The sequence below is a fragment of the Streptomyces pactum genome, from assembly GCF_016031615.1.
In the GTDB taxonomy this organism is placed as follows: domain Bacteria; phylum Actinomycetota; class Actinomycetes; order Streptomycetales; family Streptomycetaceae; genus Streptomyces; species Streptomyces pactus.
In genome coordinates this window covers 2,734,431-2,749,300 of the sequence record NZ_JACYXC010000001.1, presented here as the reverse complement: position 1 = coordinate 2,749,300, position 14,870 = coordinate 2,734,431, and the positions used below count along the sequence as shown (strand labels likewise).

The 14,870-nt window shown below is 76.0% G+C and carries 14 protein-coding genes and 1 tRNA gene; 12 read left to right on the top strand and 3 right to left on the bottom strand.

Annotated elements, in window-relative coordinates; all coding sequences use genetic code 11:
- Nucleotides 1-36: 36 nt before the first annotated feature.
- Entirely contained in the window at nt 37-636 is a 600-nt protein-coding gene (locus tag IHE55_RS10685) for a 5-formyltetrahydrofolate cyclo-ligase (protein ID WP_197988809.1), read from the bottom strand.
- Between the two features lie 82 nt (nt 637-718).
- Between IHE55_RS10685 and galU the strand changes: the two genes are divergently transcribed.
- From galU to IHE55_RS10645, 8 genes are all read left to right on the top strand, one after another.
- Nucleotides 719-1,621: a UTP--glucose-1-phosphate uridylyltransferase GalU gene (gene galU, locus IHE55_RS10680; protein ID WP_197988808.1), complete on the top strand. Its 903-nt coding sequence runs from the start codon at nt 719-721 to the stop codon at nt 1,619-1,621.
- Between the two features lie 175 nt (nt 1,622-1,796).
- Nucleotides 1,797-3,071: a molybdotransferase-like divisome protein Glp gene (glp, locus tag IHE55_RS10675; RefSeq protein ID WP_232266189.1), complete on the top strand. Its 1,275-nt coding sequence runs from the start codon at nt 1,797-1,799 to the stop codon at nt 3,069-3,071.
- Nucleotides 3,072-3,179: 108 nt separating this feature from the next.
- Nucleotides 3,180-3,662 (top strand): cyclic pyranopterin monophosphate synthase MoaC, encoded by a 483-nt coding sequence (moaC, locus tag IHE55_RS10670; protein WP_197988806.1) that lies wholly within the window; start codon nt 3,180-3,182, stop codon nt 3,660-3,662.
- A complete protein-coding gene (locus IHE55_RS10665) occupies nt 3,659-4,189 on the top strand; it encodes a MogA/MoaB family molybdenum cofactor biosynthesis protein (protein ID WP_197988805.1) in 531 nt (176 codons plus the stop codon). Before moaC ends, IHE55_RS10665 begins: the two co-directional genes overlap by 4 nt.
- A complete protein-coding gene (locus IHE55_RS10660) occupies nt 4,186-4,809 on the top strand; it encodes a GNAT family N-acetyltransferase (RefSeq protein WP_197991927.1) in 624 nt (207 codons plus the stop codon). The genes IHE55_RS10665 and IHE55_RS10660 overlap by 4 nt, the downstream gene beginning before the upstream one ends.
- Nucleotides 4,810-4,959: 150 nt before the next feature.
- The gene (sepX, locus tag IHE55_RS10655; RefSeq protein ID WP_197988804.1) at nt 4,960-6,417 is read left to right on the top strand and encodes a divisome protein SepX/GlpR; all 1,458 of its coding nucleotides are present in this window, start codon (nt 4,960-4,962) and stop codon (nt 6,415-6,417) included.
- Nucleotides 6,418-6,588: 171 nt separating this feature from the next.
- Nucleotides 6,589-6,662: transfer RNA gene (locus IHE55_RS10650), tRNA-Ala, on the top strand.
- A gap of 712 nt (nt 6,663-7,374) precedes the next feature.
- Nucleotides 7,375-8,334, top strand: coding sequence for a putative protein N(5)-glutamine methyltransferase (locus IHE55_RS10645; RefSeq protein ID WP_197988803.1), 960 nt, complete (start codon nt 7,375-7,377; stop codon nt 8,332-8,334).
- Here IHE55_RS10645 and IHE55_RS10640 read toward each other — a convergent pair.
- On the bottom strand, nt 8,331-8,858 hold the full coding sequence (locus IHE55_RS10640; RefSeq protein ID WP_197988802.1) for a GNAT family N-acetyltransferase: 528 nt from the start codon (nt 8,856-8,858) through the stop codon (nt 8,331-8,333). The genes IHE55_RS10645 and IHE55_RS10640 overlap by 4 nt on opposite strands.
- Nucleotides 8,859-8,925: 67 nt before the next feature.
- On the opposite strand from IHE55_RS10640, the gene IHE55_RS10635 reads away from it, so the two are divergent.
- Nucleotides 8,926-9,738 (top strand): exodeoxyribonuclease III, encoded by an 813-nt coding sequence (locus IHE55_RS10635; protein WP_197988801.1) that lies wholly within the window; start codon nt 8,926-8,928, stop codon nt 9,736-9,738.
- Between the two features lie 359 nt (nt 9,739-10,097).
- On the opposite strand, the gene IHE55_RS10630 is transcribed toward IHE55_RS10635, so the two are convergent.
- Nucleotides 10,098-10,946 carry a MerR family transcriptional regulator gene (locus IHE55_RS10630; RefSeq protein ID WP_197991926.1) on the bottom strand — a complete coding sequence of 283 codons (849 nt, stop codon included), beginning with the start codon at nt 10,944-10,946 and terminating at the stop codon, nt 10,098-10,100.
- A 269-nt stretch (nt 10,947-11,215) separates the two neighbouring features.
- Between IHE55_RS10630 and IHE55_RS10625 the strand changes: the two genes are divergently transcribed.
- From IHE55_RS10625 to IHE55_RS10615, 3 genes are read left to right on the top strand one after another with little or no spacing between them, the layout of a single operon-like run.
- Entirely contained in the window at nt 11,216-12,823 is a 1,608-nt protein-coding gene (locus tag IHE55_RS10625) for a flavin-containing monooxygenase (protein ID WP_197988800.1), read from the top strand.
- Nucleotides 12,824-12,882: 59 nt separating this feature from the next.
- Entirely contained in the window at nt 12,883-13,926 is a 1,044-nt protein-coding gene (locus tag IHE55_RS10620; protein ID WP_197991925.1) for an alpha/beta fold hydrolase, read from the top strand.
- On the top strand, nt 13,923-14,810 hold the full coding sequence (locus IHE55_RS10615) for an SDR family oxidoreductase (RefSeq protein WP_197988799.1): 888 nt from the start codon (nt 13,923-13,925) through the stop codon (nt 14,808-14,810). Before IHE55_RS10620 ends, IHE55_RS10615 begins: the two co-directional genes overlap by 4 nt.
- Nucleotides 14,811-14,870 lie beyond the last annotated feature (60 nt).

The following is a 14,870-nucleotide window of genomic DNA, read 5'->3' as shown; positions in this document are numbered from 1 at the left end:
CGGCTACCCGTGCCCGCGCTGCGGCCCGTCCCGCCGTCAGCCCGCGGCGGGGAAGCGGTGGACGCCCGAGGGGGTCACCGCGGCCCGTACCGGGCGGTCGTGCGCCTCGGCGGGGACCCGGTCCAGCAGTTCGCCGTCGTGGAGCAGCACCACCAGGGCGGGGGCCGCGCCCGCCGCGTCCAGCCGGGCCAGCACCCGGTCGTAGCTGCCACCGCCGCGGCCCAACCGCAGTCCGGTGCGGTCCACCGCCAGGCCGGGCAGCAGCACGGTGTCCGCGGTGAGCACCGCGTCCGGACCCAGCCGCTCGCCGGTGGGCTCCAGCAGCCCCCGGGAGGCGCGGGCGAGGGTGCCGGGGCCCCGGTGGACGGCCCAGTCCAGGTCGTTGTCGGGCAGCAGCACCGGCAGCAGCACGCGGACGCCCCGGGCGCGCAGCTCCTCCAGCAGGGCCCGGGTGCCCGGTTCGCGGCCGACCGAGACGTAGGCGGCGACCGTCCGGGCCGAGGCCAGCTCCGGCAGGGCCAGCGCGTGACGGGTCACAGCCGCCTCCGCCGCCGTGACGTCATCTGCTGTCAACCCGGCCCTTACCGAGAGGAGACGTTTCCGCAAAGCTTCCTTACTAGCCTCAGGACTGATCATCGGGACGCACATATCTCCTGTCTCGTGTCATATCCACTGAACCCTCGTCATTCGGTCAAAGCCACCGGATAAGGTTCAGGACATGACTGAATCGCGTACTCGGATCAGCAAGGCTGTCATTCCCGCAGCGGGACTCGGCACCCGCTTCCTCCCCGCGACGAAGGCCACTCCCAAGGAGATGCTGCCGGTCGTCGACAAGCCGGCGATCCAGTACGTGGTGGAGGAGGCCGTCCACGCGGGGCTCTCGGACGTCCTGATGATCACCGGCCGCAACAAGCGCCCGCTGGAGGACCACTTCGACCGCAACTACGAGCTGGAGGAGCTGCTCGCCCGGAAGGGCGACGCCACCCGGCTCGCCCGTGTCCAGGAGTCCAGCGACCTCGCCACCATGCACTACGTCCGGCAGGGCGACCCGCGCGGACTGGGGCACGCGGTGCTCTGCGCGGCGCCGCACGTGGGCGACCAGCCGTTCGCGGTGCTGCTGGGCGACGACCTGATCGACGCCCGGGACCCGCTGCTCTCCCGGATGGTGGAGGTCCAGGAGCAGCACGGCGGCAGCGTGATCGCGCTGATGGAGGTGGACCCGTCGCAGATCCACCTGTACGGCTGCGCCGCCGTCAAGCCGACCTTCGACGACGGGGTGGTCCAGGTCAGCGGGCTGGTGGAGAAGCCCGAGCCGGCCGACGCCCCCAGCAACTACGCGGTCATCGGCCGCTACGTGCTCGACCCGTCGATCTTCGGGGTGCTCCGCGAGACCCGGCCCGGCCGCGGCGGCGAGATCCAGCTGACCGACGCCCTCCAGGCGCTGGCCGAGAATCCGGACCTCGGCGGCCCGGTGCACGGCGTCGTCTTCAAGGGCCGCCGGTACGACACCGGAGACCGCGGCGATTACCTGCGTGCCATTGTCAGACTCGCGTGCGAACGTGAAGATCTGGGTCCGGACTTCCGGGCCTGGCTCCGGAGTTTCGTAGACGAGGAGATGTAGCGCGTTGAGCAGCACCGCGGCGCAGGCCGCCGACCACGGACCGGGGGCCGGCCACGGCCCGGGCACGACGGGCTGCGACGCCGCGGTACCGCGCACCCAGGGGGCCGGCGGCCCCGGAACCCGGGGGACGGCCCGGTCCGGCGGTGCCGGCCGCGGTGCGCAGGACGCGGACCGCCTGTGGCCGGTGGCCGACCACCTGGACGACATCCTCGGCAAGATCCGCCCGCTGGAGCCGATCGAGCTGCCGCTGCTGGAGGCGCAGGGCTGTGTGCTCGTCGAGGACGTCACCGTCCCCGTCGCGCTGCCGCCCTTCGACAACAGCTCCATGGACGGCTACGCGGTCCGCACCGCCGACGTCGCGGCGGCGAGCGAGCGGGAGCCGGCGGTGCTCACGGTGATCGGCGACGTCGCGGCGGGCAGCGGCGAGCCGCCCGCGGTGGGGCCGGGCGAGGCCGCCCGCATCATGACCGGCGCCCCGCTGCCGCCGGGCGCCGAGGCCGTGGTGCCGGTGGAGTGGACCGACGGAGGCACCGGCGGGGGGCCCGCCACCGCGATGCGCGCGCACAGCGCCGCCCCCGAGGGCGCCACCGGCCGGGTGCGGGTGCACCGCCCGGTCGCGGCCGGTGCCCATGTGCGCGCCCGGGGCAGCGACGTCGGGGCCGGGGAGCTCGCGCTGCGCGCCGGCACGGTCCTGGGCCCGCCGCAGATCGCGCTGCTGGCCGCGATCGGCCGCGCCACGGTGACGGTCCGGCCGCGGCCGCGGGTGGTGGTGATGTCCACCGGCAGTGAGCTGGTGCCGCCCGGCGAGGCGCTCGCGCCGGGCCGCATCCACGACTCCAACAGCTTCCAGCTCACCGCCGCCGCCCGGGAGGCGGGCGCCATCGCCTACCGGGCCGGGGCGGTGGCGGACGACGCCGCCACGCTCCGGGCGGCCGTGGAGGACCAGCTGATCCGCGCGGACGCCATCGTCACCAGCGGCGGGGTCAGCGTCGGCGCGTACGACGTGGTCAAGGAGGCGCTCGGCGGCGACGTGGAGTTCCGGAAGGTCGCCATGCAGCCCGGCAAGCCGCAGGGGTTCGGGCGGATCGGCCCGGACCGCGTGCCGCTGCTGGCGCTCCCGGGGAACCCGGTCAGCGCGTACGTCTCCTTCGAGCTCTTCGTCCGCCCGGTGATCCGCACCCTGATGGGCCTGCCGGACGTGCACCGCACCACCCGGCGGGCGGTGTGCGCCGAGGCCGTCACCTCCTCCCCGCGGGGCCGGCGGCAGTTCCTGCGCGGCCGGTACGAGCCCGCGGCGGTGCCCGGTGAGCCGGGCACCGTCACCCCCGTGGGCGGTGCCGGATCGCACCTGGTGGCGGCGCTCGCGCAGGCCAACGCCCTGATCGTGGTGGACGAGGACACCACCGCGGTGGCCGCCGGCGCGGAGGTGGACGTGGTGCTGCTGACCTGACCCGCCCGGGTGTCCCGCTCCGCGCGGGGACACTCGGCGACCCCGCCCCGGGGCACTGCGGGTACGGTGACGTACCACAACGAGCCATGGGGCCCGACCGGGAGAACGATGAGCAGCGCGCAGGACCATCTCACCCACCTCGACCACGCCGGCGCGGCGCGGATGGTCGATGTCTCCGCCAAGGACGTCACCACCCGCACCGCCCGTGCCTCCGGGCGCGTGCTGGTCTCGCCCCGCGTGGTGGAGCTGCTGCGGGGGGAGGGGGTGCCCAAGGGCGACGCCCTCGCCACCGCACGGATCGCCGGGATCATGGGGGCCAAGCGCACCCCGGACCTGATCCCGCTCTGCCACCCGCTGGCGGTCTCCGGGGTGACGGTGGACCTGACCGTCGCCGACGAGGCGGTGGAGATCACCGCCACCGTGCGGACCACCGACCGCACCGGGGTGGAGATGGAGGCGCTGACCGCGGTCACCGTCGCCGCCCTCACCGTGATCGACATGGTCAAGGCGGTGGACAAGGGCGCCCGGATCACGGACGTACGGGTGGAGGAGAAGACCGGCGGCAAGTCCGGCGACTGGAGCCGGGAATGACGTCCCGGCCGGCGCCCGGGCCGGGGTACCGCGCGCTGGTGGTGACCGCCTCCAACCGCGCCGCCGCCGGGGTGTACGAGGACCGGGGCGGACCGCTGATCGCGGCGGGGCTGACCGCGCTCGGCTTCACCGTGGACGGCCCCCGGGTGGTGCCGGACGGCGATCCGGTGGAGGCGGCGCTGCGCGAGGCGGTGGCCGGCGGGTACGACGCCGTGGTCACCACCGGCGGCACCGGCGTCTCGCCCACCGACCGCACCCCCGAGGCCACCCGCCGGGTGATCGACTACGAGATCCCCGGCATCGCCGAGGCCATCCGGGCCGAGGGCCTGGCCAAGGTGCCCACCGCCGCGCTCTCCCGGGGCCTGGCCGGCGTGGCCGGGACCACCCTGATCGTCAATCTGCCCGGGTCCACCGGCGGCGTCCGGGACGGCCTGGCCGTCCTGGGCCGGCTGCTGGTGCACGCCGTGGACCAGCTCCGCGGCGGTGACCACCCAAGACCCGCCGGTCCGCACGGGAGCCCCAGCTGAACGCCTTCTGGCCGGTGGAGCTGGCGGACGGCGACACGGTCCTCCGCCCGATAAGGCTGCGCGACCACAAGGCGTGGCGCGAGGTGAACCAGCGCAACCGGGAGTGGCTGCGCCCGTGGGAGGCGACCATCCCGCCGACCCTGCCGGGCGGTCCGGTCATCCACCGGCCCACCTACCGGCAGATGGTGCGCCACCTGCGGTCCGAGGCCCACGCGGGGCGGATGCTGCCGTTCGTCATCGAGTACCGGGGGCGGCTGGCCGGGCAGCTGACCGTCGCCGGGATCACCTGGGGGTCGATGTGTTCGGGCCACATCGGCTACTGGGTGGACGAGGCGGTGGCGGGCCGCGGGGTCATGCCGACCGCCGTGGCGCTCACCGTGGACCACTGCTTCCGCGCCGTCGGGCTGCACCGGATCGAGGTGTGCATCCGGCCGGAGAACGGGCCGAGCCGCCGGGTGGTGGAGAAACTCGGATTCCGCGAGGAAGGGCTGCGGCCCCGTTATCTGCACATCGACGGCGCCTGGCGGGACCATCTGGTCTACGCGCTGACCGCGGAGGAGGTGCCGGAGGGGATGCTCGCCCGCTGGCACCGGATGCGACCGGGAGCTTCCCAGAAATAAAAAATGTGTTCGAAATTGCTCACCAATTGAACACACTTGCCGACTGCTGATCTCAACAATCACAAAAAATGTTCGAGATATCAGCCAGATCGTGCGACACACCGCGCCAATTGGCCGATTGCCTCACGGAAACCCCTCTACCGTGTGAGCGTGAGCAGCAGTGGCCTCATCTACGCAGTCATCGTCGGGGCCTGGGCCGCCTACCTGGTGCCCATGTGGCTCCGTAGGCAGGACGAGCTCAACGAGGCCCGTCCGACGGAGCGCTTCAGCACCGCCATCCGGCTCCTGTCCGGACGGGCGGGGATGGAGCGCCGTTACGCCAAGGACCTCCAGGCGCGGGCGGCCGAGGACCCGGCCGGCCCCGACGACGGGACGGCCCCCGCGGACCACCGGGGGGTGCACGACCCGGACGCCCTGACCGATGTGGTGGACGTCCGGGCCTTCGTCGAACCCCCCGACCCCGATGACGTGCCGGGCAGCACGGTGATCGACCCCGCCGGTCCGGCCGCCCGGGACACCGGCCGGCCCGTGCCGCCCGCGGTGCCCTCGCCGCTCGAACGCAGCCGGCGCGCCAAGGTGCTGGCCCGCCGCCGGCGCACCACGGTGGTGCTCTTCCTCGCCTTCACCGTCGGCGCGGTGGTCGCCGCGGTCGGCGGGGTGGCGTTCCTGTGGGCCCCGGGCATCCCGGCCGTCCTGCTGAGCGCGTACATCGTCCATCTGCGGGCCCAGGAGCGCCGCCGCTTCGCCTTCACCATGGACCAGCGCCGCGCGGAGCTGGCCGCCCAGCAGCTGCGGGAGCGGGCACTGCGGTCCCGCTCGGCGGCCGGCGGCCCCGGCGGCACACCGGCGGGCCCGGCGCCGGCCCGCGCCGAGCAGGCCGACCCCGGTGCGCGGGAGCACGCCACCGGCGGACGCCGCACCGACCACGCCACCGGGGGCCGTCGCACGGACCACGCCACCGGGGGCCGCCGCACCGGGTACGCCGACGGGGGCGAGGGCCGCGCGGCCGGCGCCGACCGCCCGGCCCCCCGTCCGGACCGCGCCGCGGCCGCCGAGCGGCCGGGCCAGGCTGGCCCCGCCCGGGCCGACCACCGCGCCCCGGCGCACCGGACCCCGGCCCCGGCGGACCGCCGCGCCGCCGACCGCCACCCGGCCCCGGAGCACCCGGGACCGGCCCCCCGCGACCGGCAGCCCGACCGTGCCGCCCAGGGTGCCGCCGCGGCGGCCGAGGCGGCGGCCGCCGCGCACGCCGCCGACCGCCGCGCCCTGGTGGAGCAGACCGACCACGCCGAGTGGGTGGACCAGCAGCGGGACCGGGGGCCGGCGGCGGGCGGCAGCTGGGACCCGGTGCCGGTGCCGCTGCCCACCTATGTGACCGCGCCGGTGGCCCCGCGCGCCCAGGGCAACGTGGATCTGGACGCCGCGGACGCCTGGAGTTCCGCCCGGTCCGGCACCGCCGGGCCCGCCGAGCAGTCCACCGGCTCCCGCGAGGTCTCCCCGCGCCCCCGGCCGGCCGCCCCGCCCCCGCCGCCCCCCGCGAGCGCGGCCGCACCCCCGCTCTTCGACCAGTACGCCGACGAAGACCGGCCGCGCGCCGCCAACGAGTGAGGCGGACGCGCTGCGCTTGGGCGCGGGGCGGGAGCGGGTCGGGGGAGCCGGGACCAGGAGCCGGGCCGGGGACGCGGGCGCGGCGGCCGGGGGTGCGGCCACACCACCGACCAGCGGCGGAGCGGATTTCCGAGTACCCGGATGGGGATGCTAGAGTTTCACTCGTTGCAAGGGCCTGTGGCGCAGTCCGGTAGCGCACCTCGTTCGCATCGAGGGGGCCAGGGGTTCAAATCCCCTCAGGTCCACCGCAACAACCACCGCAGGGTGGTTGACGAGATCCCGCTCGGTTCATCGAACCGGCGGGATCTCGGCGTTTCGGGGGAGATTCACCTCCCCGGCACGTGCGCCTTCCCGGGGAGGCCGGATTCTCGGGTGAGACCCGGACTTCCGGGCGGGCATCTGGCGGGTGGGCAAGGCCCCGCCGGGCGGCCTGCTCGACCGGTGGACGAAGGGGCGGGCGTCAACGCCCGCCTGTACGCCCGCCCGCGCCCGGGGCTGCCCATGTCTCTGCCCCCGCCCCCTGCCCGGCCCCCGCCCCTGCCCGGCCCCGCCTGTGCCTGGACCCGCGTCCGGCGCCGCCGTCCGGCCCAGCACCGTCCTGCCGACCCGGCCCGGCGTCCGTTCGTCCGCCGCTCGGCGGGCCGCCTGTTCGTCCACGGGCGGGCGGGTACCGGGCGGGGGCCGGCACCGTGCCGCGGGCCGGCGCCGTGCCGCGGGCCGGCGCCGTGCCGCGCCGAAACCGCCTGTCCGCGCCCAGGGGTGACGTCAGGTCAGGGTGCGCGGACGGTGCCGCCCCGGGGGCGGCTCGGGTAGGGTGAGCGACCTCAGCAGTGGAGTGACCGGAGGAGGTGAGAGCGATTACCGCTGTGTCAGGCAGGGCGCTCCCTCCCCGAACCGTTGCGGTCCCGACGACCTAGGTGACCGCGGGAGCCCCCATCGGCATCCCGAAAGGCTCCCATGTCGGTCTTCTCCTTCCCCTCTTCCGCCGCTGCCGTCTCCCCGCGGGACGCCGGCGCCGTCGCTCCGGGTCGCCCCGGCGCGGATCCCTCCGCCCACTGCGCCGCCGCCGCTCCCGGTGGCCCGGACGGTGCCGTCCCCGCCGGGCCCGGTCCCCGTCCCGCCGAGGACCCGGTCGTCGGCCGGCTCCGCGCCGCCGGGTGCGTCTTCGCCGAGGACGAGGCGCGCCTGCTGCGGGCCCAGGCGCGCTCGGCCGCCGAACTCGCCGCGCTGGTGGAGCGGCGGGTCACCGGGGTCCCGCTGGAACAGGTCCTGGGCTGGGCGGAGTTCTGCGGCCTGCGGATCGCCGTGGAACCCGGCGTCTTCGTGCCCCGGCGCCGTACCGAGTTCCTGGCGCGGCGGGCCGTGGAGCTGGCGGGGCGGGCGTCCGCGCGGGACGCCGGAACGGACCCCGTGGTGGTCGACCTGTGCTGCGGTACCGGGGCGGTGGGCGCCGTGCTCGCCGCCGAGGTGCCCCGGGCCCGGCTGTACGCGGCGGACGTCGACGCCGCCGCGGTCCGCTGCGCCCGCCGCAACGTCCCGGCGGGCGCCCGGGTGTACCGGGGCGATCTCTACCGGCCGTTGCCGCCGGAGCTGCGCGGGCGGGTGGACGTCCTGGTCGCCAACGCGCCCTACGTCCCCACCGAGCAGATCGCGCTGCTGCCGCCGGAGGCCCGGGACCACGAACCCCGGGTGGCGCTGGACGGCGGCGCGGACGGCCTGGCGGTACAGCGGCGGGTGACCGCGGGGGCGCCGGGGTGGCTGGCACCCGGCGGCCGCCTGCTGGTCGAGACGAGCGAACGGCAGGCCCCGCGCACCGCTGCGGAGGTGGCCCGGGCCGGTCTCGTACCCCAGGTGGTCAGCTGCGAGGAGCTGTACGCCACGGTGGTGATCGGCACCCGCCCGGGCCGGGGAGACTAGACGCGCGGGGCGCTCCCGGCGGCCCGCCGGTCGGGCAGCGGGACCGGCCGGTCCAGCGCCTTGCCCATGCAGCGGCTGCTCTCGTAGTCGCGGTACAGACCGAACTTGGTCACCGGCACGTAGCCGCTGGAGGCGTAGAGCGCGATCGCCTCGGGCTGCTTGGTGCCGGTCTCCAGCACCATCCGGATCCGCCCGGCGGCCCGGGCGCTCGCCTCCAGCTCGGCGAGGACGCGGCGCGCCAGGCCGAGCCCGCGGGCCTCGGGGATGACGTACATGCGCTTCAGCTCGGCGTCGCCGTCCGCGTAGCCCTCGTCGTTCGCCTCCTGCGCACGCCAGCCGCCGGAGGCGACCGGGCGGCCCTGCTCGTCGTAGACGAGCAGGTACAGGCCCCGGGGCGGGTCGAACTGGTCCGGGTCGAGCGGGGTGAGGTCCCCCTCGCCGTACCGCTCGGCGTACTCCAGCTGTACCCGGTCGTTGAGCGCGACGGCATCGGGATGGTCGAAACGAACGCGGCGAATCTCCATTCCCTGGATCGTACGGGTGTCCGGCCCGGAGGAACCATCGGGTGCCGGATGCCGGTATCGTGCCGGAATGCTCTCCTCCACCACCGTGACCACTGTGAACGTGAACGGGCTGCGGGCCGCCGCCCAGAAGGGCTTCCCGGCCTGGCTGGCCGGTACCGAGGCCGACGTCGTCTGCCTCCAGGAGGTGCGGGCGGAACCCCACCAGCTGACCGACGGGATCCGGGAGCCGGAGGGCTGGTACACCGTGCACGCGCCGGCCGCGGCGAAGGGGCGGGCGGGGGTGTCGCTGTACGCCCGGCGGGAGCCGGAGGCGGTGCGCATCGGGTTCGGTTCGGCGGAGTTCGACGGCAGCGGCCGGTACGCCGAGATCGACCTGCCCGGCCTCACCGTGGCCAGCCTCTACCTGCCCTCCGGGGAGGTGGGGACCGCGCGGCAGGAGGAGAAGCTGCGCTTCATGGCGGAGTTCCTGCCCTACCTCAAGGAGCTGCGCGAGCGGGCCGCCGCGGCGGGGCGGGAGGTCCTGGTGTGCGGCGACTGGAACATCGCCCACCGGGAGGCGGACCTGAAGAACTGGAAGGCCAACCGGAAGAACTCCGGCTTCCTCCCGGAGGAGCGGGAGTGGCTCTCCCGGGTCTTCGACGAGGCGGCGTACGTGGACGTGGTCCGGGCGCTCCACCCGGACGTCGAGGGCCCGTACTCCTGGTGGTCCTACCGGGGCAAGGCGTTCGACAACGACTCCGGCTGGCGCATCGACTACCACGTGGCCACCCCCGGCCTGGCCCGGCGCGCGCTGAAGGCGGTCGTGGAGCGGGCGCCCTCCTACGACCTGCGCTGGTCCGACCACGCCCCGGTGACGGTCAGCTACGCCCCGGCGCGGTGAGCCGGCAGCCCGGTCCGGCCGGCGGGCCGGTGTCCGGCCGCGGGGGTGGGACCGCGTCCCCGGCGCACGGCTGAGGCGGCGCGTACGCCCCGGTACCGGGTGCGTCCCCGTACCGGTCAGTGCCCGGACGCCTCCGCACCGCCCCTGCCGGGTACGCCCCGGCACCGCCCGTGCCCGGTACGCCTCCATGCCGGGTGCGCCCGCCCGAGGCGCGCCCCGGCGCGGTGCGCCGGCACGCGCCGCCTCCGCCGTCCACGTCCCCGTGACGGGTCCGCCCGGCCGGTGCCGGCGGTACGGCGTGGGCGTCCTGAGCGGTCGGTGCGGCGCGCCCGGCCGCCGCCCGGCGCGGTCCCGTCCGGTTACGCGGCCCCGTCCGGCGCGGCCCCCGCCGGGCCCGGTCCCGGTCCCGGTTCCTGCGCCTCGTCCGGCACCCCGCCTCCGGTGGAGGCCGCCCCGTCCGCGGCGGCCGGGGCGGACCCGGCTGCGGCCGGGGGCGGGCCGGTGCGTTCGCCGAGGGTGGTGTCCAGCTCGGCGCGTATTCGCCGGTCCATCGCCATGGACAGCTCGGCGTCCACCACGCTCTTGGCGATCGACCGCAGCCGCTCCACGGTCCCGGTAAGGCGGGCGGCCTCCGCCGCGTCCGGTGGGCCGCCGTGGTGCTCCGGGGCCAGGACATGGGCGCGGATCAGGTCGGTGAAGGTGGCGGCGATGGTGTCCACCTGGACGCGCAGCTCCCGGGCCGCCTCCAGCACGGCGGCCAGCGGGATGCCGCCCTGCACCAGGGCGCTGGACGCCTCCAGCAGGCGGCGGCTGACGTGCACGATCTCGTCGCCGTCCACCGCGAGGTAACCCAGGTCCAGCGAGGCGGTCAGGTTCTCCGGGGTGACCTCGCCCTCGAAGTGGTCGGCGAGCTCCTCGGGGGTGAGCCGGACCGGCGTCTCCTCGGACCACGGCACGGCCAGGGCGCTCTCCAGCCCGAGCAGCTCGCCCACGTCCCGGCCGCTCTCGAAGGCGGCCACCAGGTCGGCGATGCCGCCCAGCGTGTGGCCGCGCTCCAGCAGCGCGCCGATGGTGCGCAGCCGGGCCAGGTGGTGCTCGTTGTACCAGGCGATGCGGCCCTCCCGGCGCGGCGGCGGGATGAGCTTGCGCTCCCGGTAGAAGCGCAGGGTGCGGACGGTGATCCCGGCCTCCTTGGCCAGCTCCGCCATCCGGTACTCCCGCACCGGGGGACCGGTGCGGCCGGGGCCCTTGGCGGGCACCTCCGCACCCCTCTCCCGCTGCGCCTGATCACTGTTCGCCACGCCAGCAGCCTATGCGGCCGGGGCACCGGCGGCCGGGTGCAACCGTCGGTAACTTCTCCCCGCCCGCCCCCTACCGTTCAGTAGATCCCTGTCCTACGCTCCCATCGTGCCAGTGATTGCTGGCATGGTTCGGCGCCGGGCGATCCGGCGCCCCACGGGACCGGAAAGGCGGCGGCATGGCCGAGCTGACGCGTGAACATGTGCGGGTGGCGGTGATCGGAACCGGATTCGGCGGCCTGGGCGCCGCCGTCCGGCTGCGCCGCGAGGGGGTCACCGACTTCGTGGTGCTGGAACGGGCCGGCGCGGTCGGCGGCACCTGGCGCGACAACACCTATCCGGGGTGCGCCTGCGACGTCCCCTCGCACCTGTACTCCTTCTCCTTCGCGCCCAACCCCCGGTGGCCCCGGAACTTCTCCGGGCAGCCGCACATCCGGGACTACCTGGAGCACGTCACCGACACCTACGGGCTGCGCCCGCACATCCGGTTCGACTCCGAGGTGCTCGCCGCCCGCTGGGACACCGAGGCGCTGCACTGGGAGATCACCACCACCCGCCAGACGCTCACCGCCGACCTGCTGGTCTCGGCCGGCGGACCGCTGTCCGACCCCCAGATCCCCGACGTCCAGGGGCTGGACACCTTCCCCGGCAAGGTCTTCCACTCCGCCCGCTGGGACCACGGGTACGACCTCACCGGCAAGCGCGTCGCGGTGATCGGCACCGGCGCGTCCGCCATCCAGATCGTGCCCGCCATCCAGCCGCGGGTGGCCCGGCTCACCGTCTTCCAGCGCACCCCGGCCTGGGTCCTGCCCCGGGCGGACCGCCGCATCAGCGCGGCCGAGCAGTGGCTGCACAGCCGGGTCCCGGCCACCCGCACGCTGCGCCGCGGACTGCTGTGGGGCATCCGGGAACTCCAGGTCGGCGCCTTCACCAAGCGCCCCGGACAGCTCGGGCTGGTCGAGGCGCTGGGCCGGCAGCACCTGCGGCGGGCGGTGAAGGACCCGCAGCTGCGGGCCAAGCTGACCCCGGACTACCGCATCGGCTGCAAGCGCATCCTGCTGTCCAACACCTACTACCCGGCGCTCGCCGCCCCCAACGCCGAGGTGATCGCCTCCGGTCTGCAATCGGTGCGCGGCTCGACGCTGGTGGCCGCCGACGGCACCGAGACCGAGGCCGACGTGATCGTCTTCGGCACCGGGTTCCACGTCACCGACATGCCGATCGCCGCCCGCATCACCGGCGCCGACGGCATCACCCTCGCCGAGGCGTGGCGGGGCGGCATGCGGGCGCTGCGCGGGGCCAGCGCCGCCGGGTTCCCCAACCTGCTCACCATCATCGGGCCCAACACCGGCCTGGGGAACAGCTCCATGATCCTCATCATCGAGTCCCACCTGAACTACATGATCGACTACCTGCGCCGGCTGGACCGGCTCGCCGGCCCCGGCACCAAGGCCGCCCTCAACGCCCGCCCGGCCGCGGTGGACGCCTGGAACACCCACGTCCAGCAGCGGATGGAGCGCACCGTGTGGTCCACCGGCGGCTGCCGCAGCTGGTACCTCGACCCCAGCGGGCGCAACACCACCCTGTGGCCGGGCACCACCACCGCCTTCCGCCGGGCCACCCGCCGGGTGGACCTCACCGAGTACGAGGTGCTGCGCGCCCCGGCCGGCCGGGGCGCGCAGCAGGCCACCGACGACGCCGGCCGCGAGGCCGCCTCCGGCACCCCGGCGGCCACCCCGGCGCGCCCCGGCCGCCCGGCCGGCCCCTCGACGGAGGTGGCGGTGTGAACCCGGCCCGTCCGCGCGGCGCCGCCGCCCGCGCCGCCCGCCGCCCCCGTCCCCACGGCCTGACCGGCCCGTACGCGCCGCCGGTGCCCGCCCGCGAGCTGACCGTCACCTCCGCCGACGGCGCCCGGCTCCACGTGGAGGTGCACGGCCCCGACGACGCGCCCACCGTCGTCCTGGCCCACGGCTGGACCTGCTCCACCGCCTTCTGGGGCCCGGTCGTCCGCGCCCTGCTGCCCGACCACCGGGTGGTGCTCTACGACCAGCGCGGCCACGGCCGCAGCCCGGCCGCCGGGCCCGGCGGGTGCTCCACCGACGCCCTCGCCGACGACCTGGTGGCGGTGCTCACCGCCACCCTGGAACCCGGCCGGCGGGCGGTGCTCGGCGGCCACTCCATGGGCGGGATGACGGTGATGGCCGCCGCCACCCGGCCGCTCTTCCGCGAGCACGCCGCCGCGGTCCTGCTGTGCAGCACCGGCAGCTCCACGCTGGCCGCCGGCTCCACGGTCTGGCCGCTGCGCGCCGGCCGGCCGCGGACCCTGCTGACCCGGCTGCTGCTGCACTCCAGGGCCCCGCTGGGCCCGGTCACCCCGCTGACCCTGCGGGCGCTGCGGTACGCCACCCTGGGCCCAGACGCGACGCCGGCCATGGTCGCCGCATGCGCGCGGATCGTGCACGCCTGCCCGCGCCGGGTGCGCGCGGACTGGGGACGGGTGCTGTCCGGACTGGACCTGGACACGGGGGTGGCCGCGCTCACCGTGCCCACCCTGGTGATCCAGGGCACCGCCGACCGCCTCACCCCCGTCCGGCACGCGCGCTCCCTCGCCGCCCGGCTGCCGCGGTGCGCCGGGCTGACCGAACTGCCCGGGCTGGGCCACATGACCCCCGTCGAGGACCCGGCGGCGATCAGCGACGGCCTGCGCCGGCTGGTCCGCGACCACCTGGCCCCCGCCGCGGACGCCCGGCCCGGGGCCCCGGACACGGACGCCGGTACCGCCGGCCCGGCACCGGCGGGGACCGGCCGGGCCGCCGGCGGCCCCGCGGACCCGACACGAGCCACCCCGGCACCGGAAGCGGCCGGCGGAGCGAAGGAGACCACCGCATGAGCGCACGCAGGAACCTGGACGGCCAGGTGGCCGTGGTGACCGGGGCGGCACGCGGCGTGGGCGAGCTGCTCGCCCGCAAACTGTCCGCGCGCGGCGCCCGGCTGGCCCTGGTCGGCCTGGAGCCGGAGGAGCTGAAGAACGTCTCGGCGGGGCTGCACACCGACTCGGCGTACTGGCACGCCGACGTCACCGACCACGAGGCGATGGCCCGGGTCGCCGCCGAGGTGACGGACCGGTTCGGCGCGGTGGACATCCTCGTCGCCAACGCCGGAGTGGCCGCGGGCGGCCCGTTCGCCGCCTCCGACCCGGTGGCCTGGCGGCGGGTGATCGAGGTCAACCTCATCGGCGGGGCGGTCACCGCCCGCGCCTTCCTGCCCGCCCTGACCGCCGCCCGCGGCTACTTCCTCCAGATCGCCTCGCTGGCCGCGCTCACCCCGGCACCCATGATGAGCGCCTACTGCGCCTCCAAGTCCGGGGTGGAGGCGTTCGCGCACAGCCTCCGCGCCGAGGTGGCCCACCAGGGCGTACGGGTCGGCGTCGGCTACCTCAGCTGGACCGACACCGACATGGTGCGCGGCGCCGACCGGGACGAGGTGATGCGCGAGCTGCGGCAGCGGCTGCCGTGGCCGGCCAACCGCACCTACCCGCTGGGCCCGGCCGTGGACCGGATCGTCGCCGGCATCGAGCGGCGGTCGCCCCATGTGTACGCGCAGTGGTGGCTGCGCGGCATGCAGTCGGTGCGCGGCGCCGTCCCCGGGCTCATCGCCACCGTCGGGCGGCGCGAGATGCGGCGCTTCGAACCGCGTCTCGGCGCGATCTCCACGGGCCTGGTGGGGGCCGGCGGCGCGGCGGACGAGGAGGAGCGCACCGGGCGTCGCCGCTGACCTCCGCCGCGTCACCGACCGCGCGTCGCGGAGAGGTCCCGGCCGCTCCAACCCCCCCGT

Excerpts from the sequence above, each read along its gene's own strand:
- IHE55_RS10635 (WP_197988801.1), top strand. The coding sequence starts at position 8,926 with ATGCTCTCCTCCACCACCGTGACCACTGTGAACGTGAACGGGCTGCGG.
- IHE55_RS10645 (WP_197988803.1), top strand. The coding sequence starts at position 7,375 with ATGTCGGTCTTCTCCTTCCCCTCTTCCGCCGCTGCCGTCTCCCCGCGG.
- IHE55_RS10630 (WP_197991926.1), bottom strand. The coding sequence starts at position 10,946 with ATGGCGGAGCTGGCCAAGGAGGCCGGGATCACCGTCCGCACCCTGCGC.
- galU (WP_197988808.1), top strand. The coding sequence starts at position 719 with ATGACTGAATCGCGTACTCGGATCAGCAAGGCTGTCATTCCCGCAGCG.
- IHE55_RS10685 (WP_197988809.1), bottom strand. The coding sequence starts at position 636 with ATGATCAGTCCTGAGGCTAGTAAGGAAGCTTTGCGGAAACGTCTCCTC.
- IHE55_RS10615 (WP_197988799.1), top strand. The coding sequence starts at position 13,923 with ATGAGCGCACGCAGGAACCTGGACGGCCAGGTGGCCGTGGTGACCGGG.
- IHE55_RS10665 (WP_197988805.1), top strand. The coding sequence starts at position 3,659 with ATGACGTCCCGGCCGGCGCCCGGGCCGGGGTACCGCGCGCTGGTGGTG.
- IHE55_RS10640 (WP_197988802.1), bottom strand. The coding sequence starts at position 8,858 with ATGGAGATTCGCCGCGTTCGTTTCGACCATCCCGATGCCGTCGCGCTC.
- IHE55_RS10625 (WP_197988800.1), top strand. The coding sequence starts at position 11,216 with ATGGCCGAGCTGACGCGTGAACATGTGCGGGTGGCGGTGATCGGAACC.
- moaC (WP_197988806.1), top strand. The coding sequence starts at position 3,180 with ATGAGCAGCGCGCAGGACCATCTCACCCACCTCGACCACGCCGGCGCG.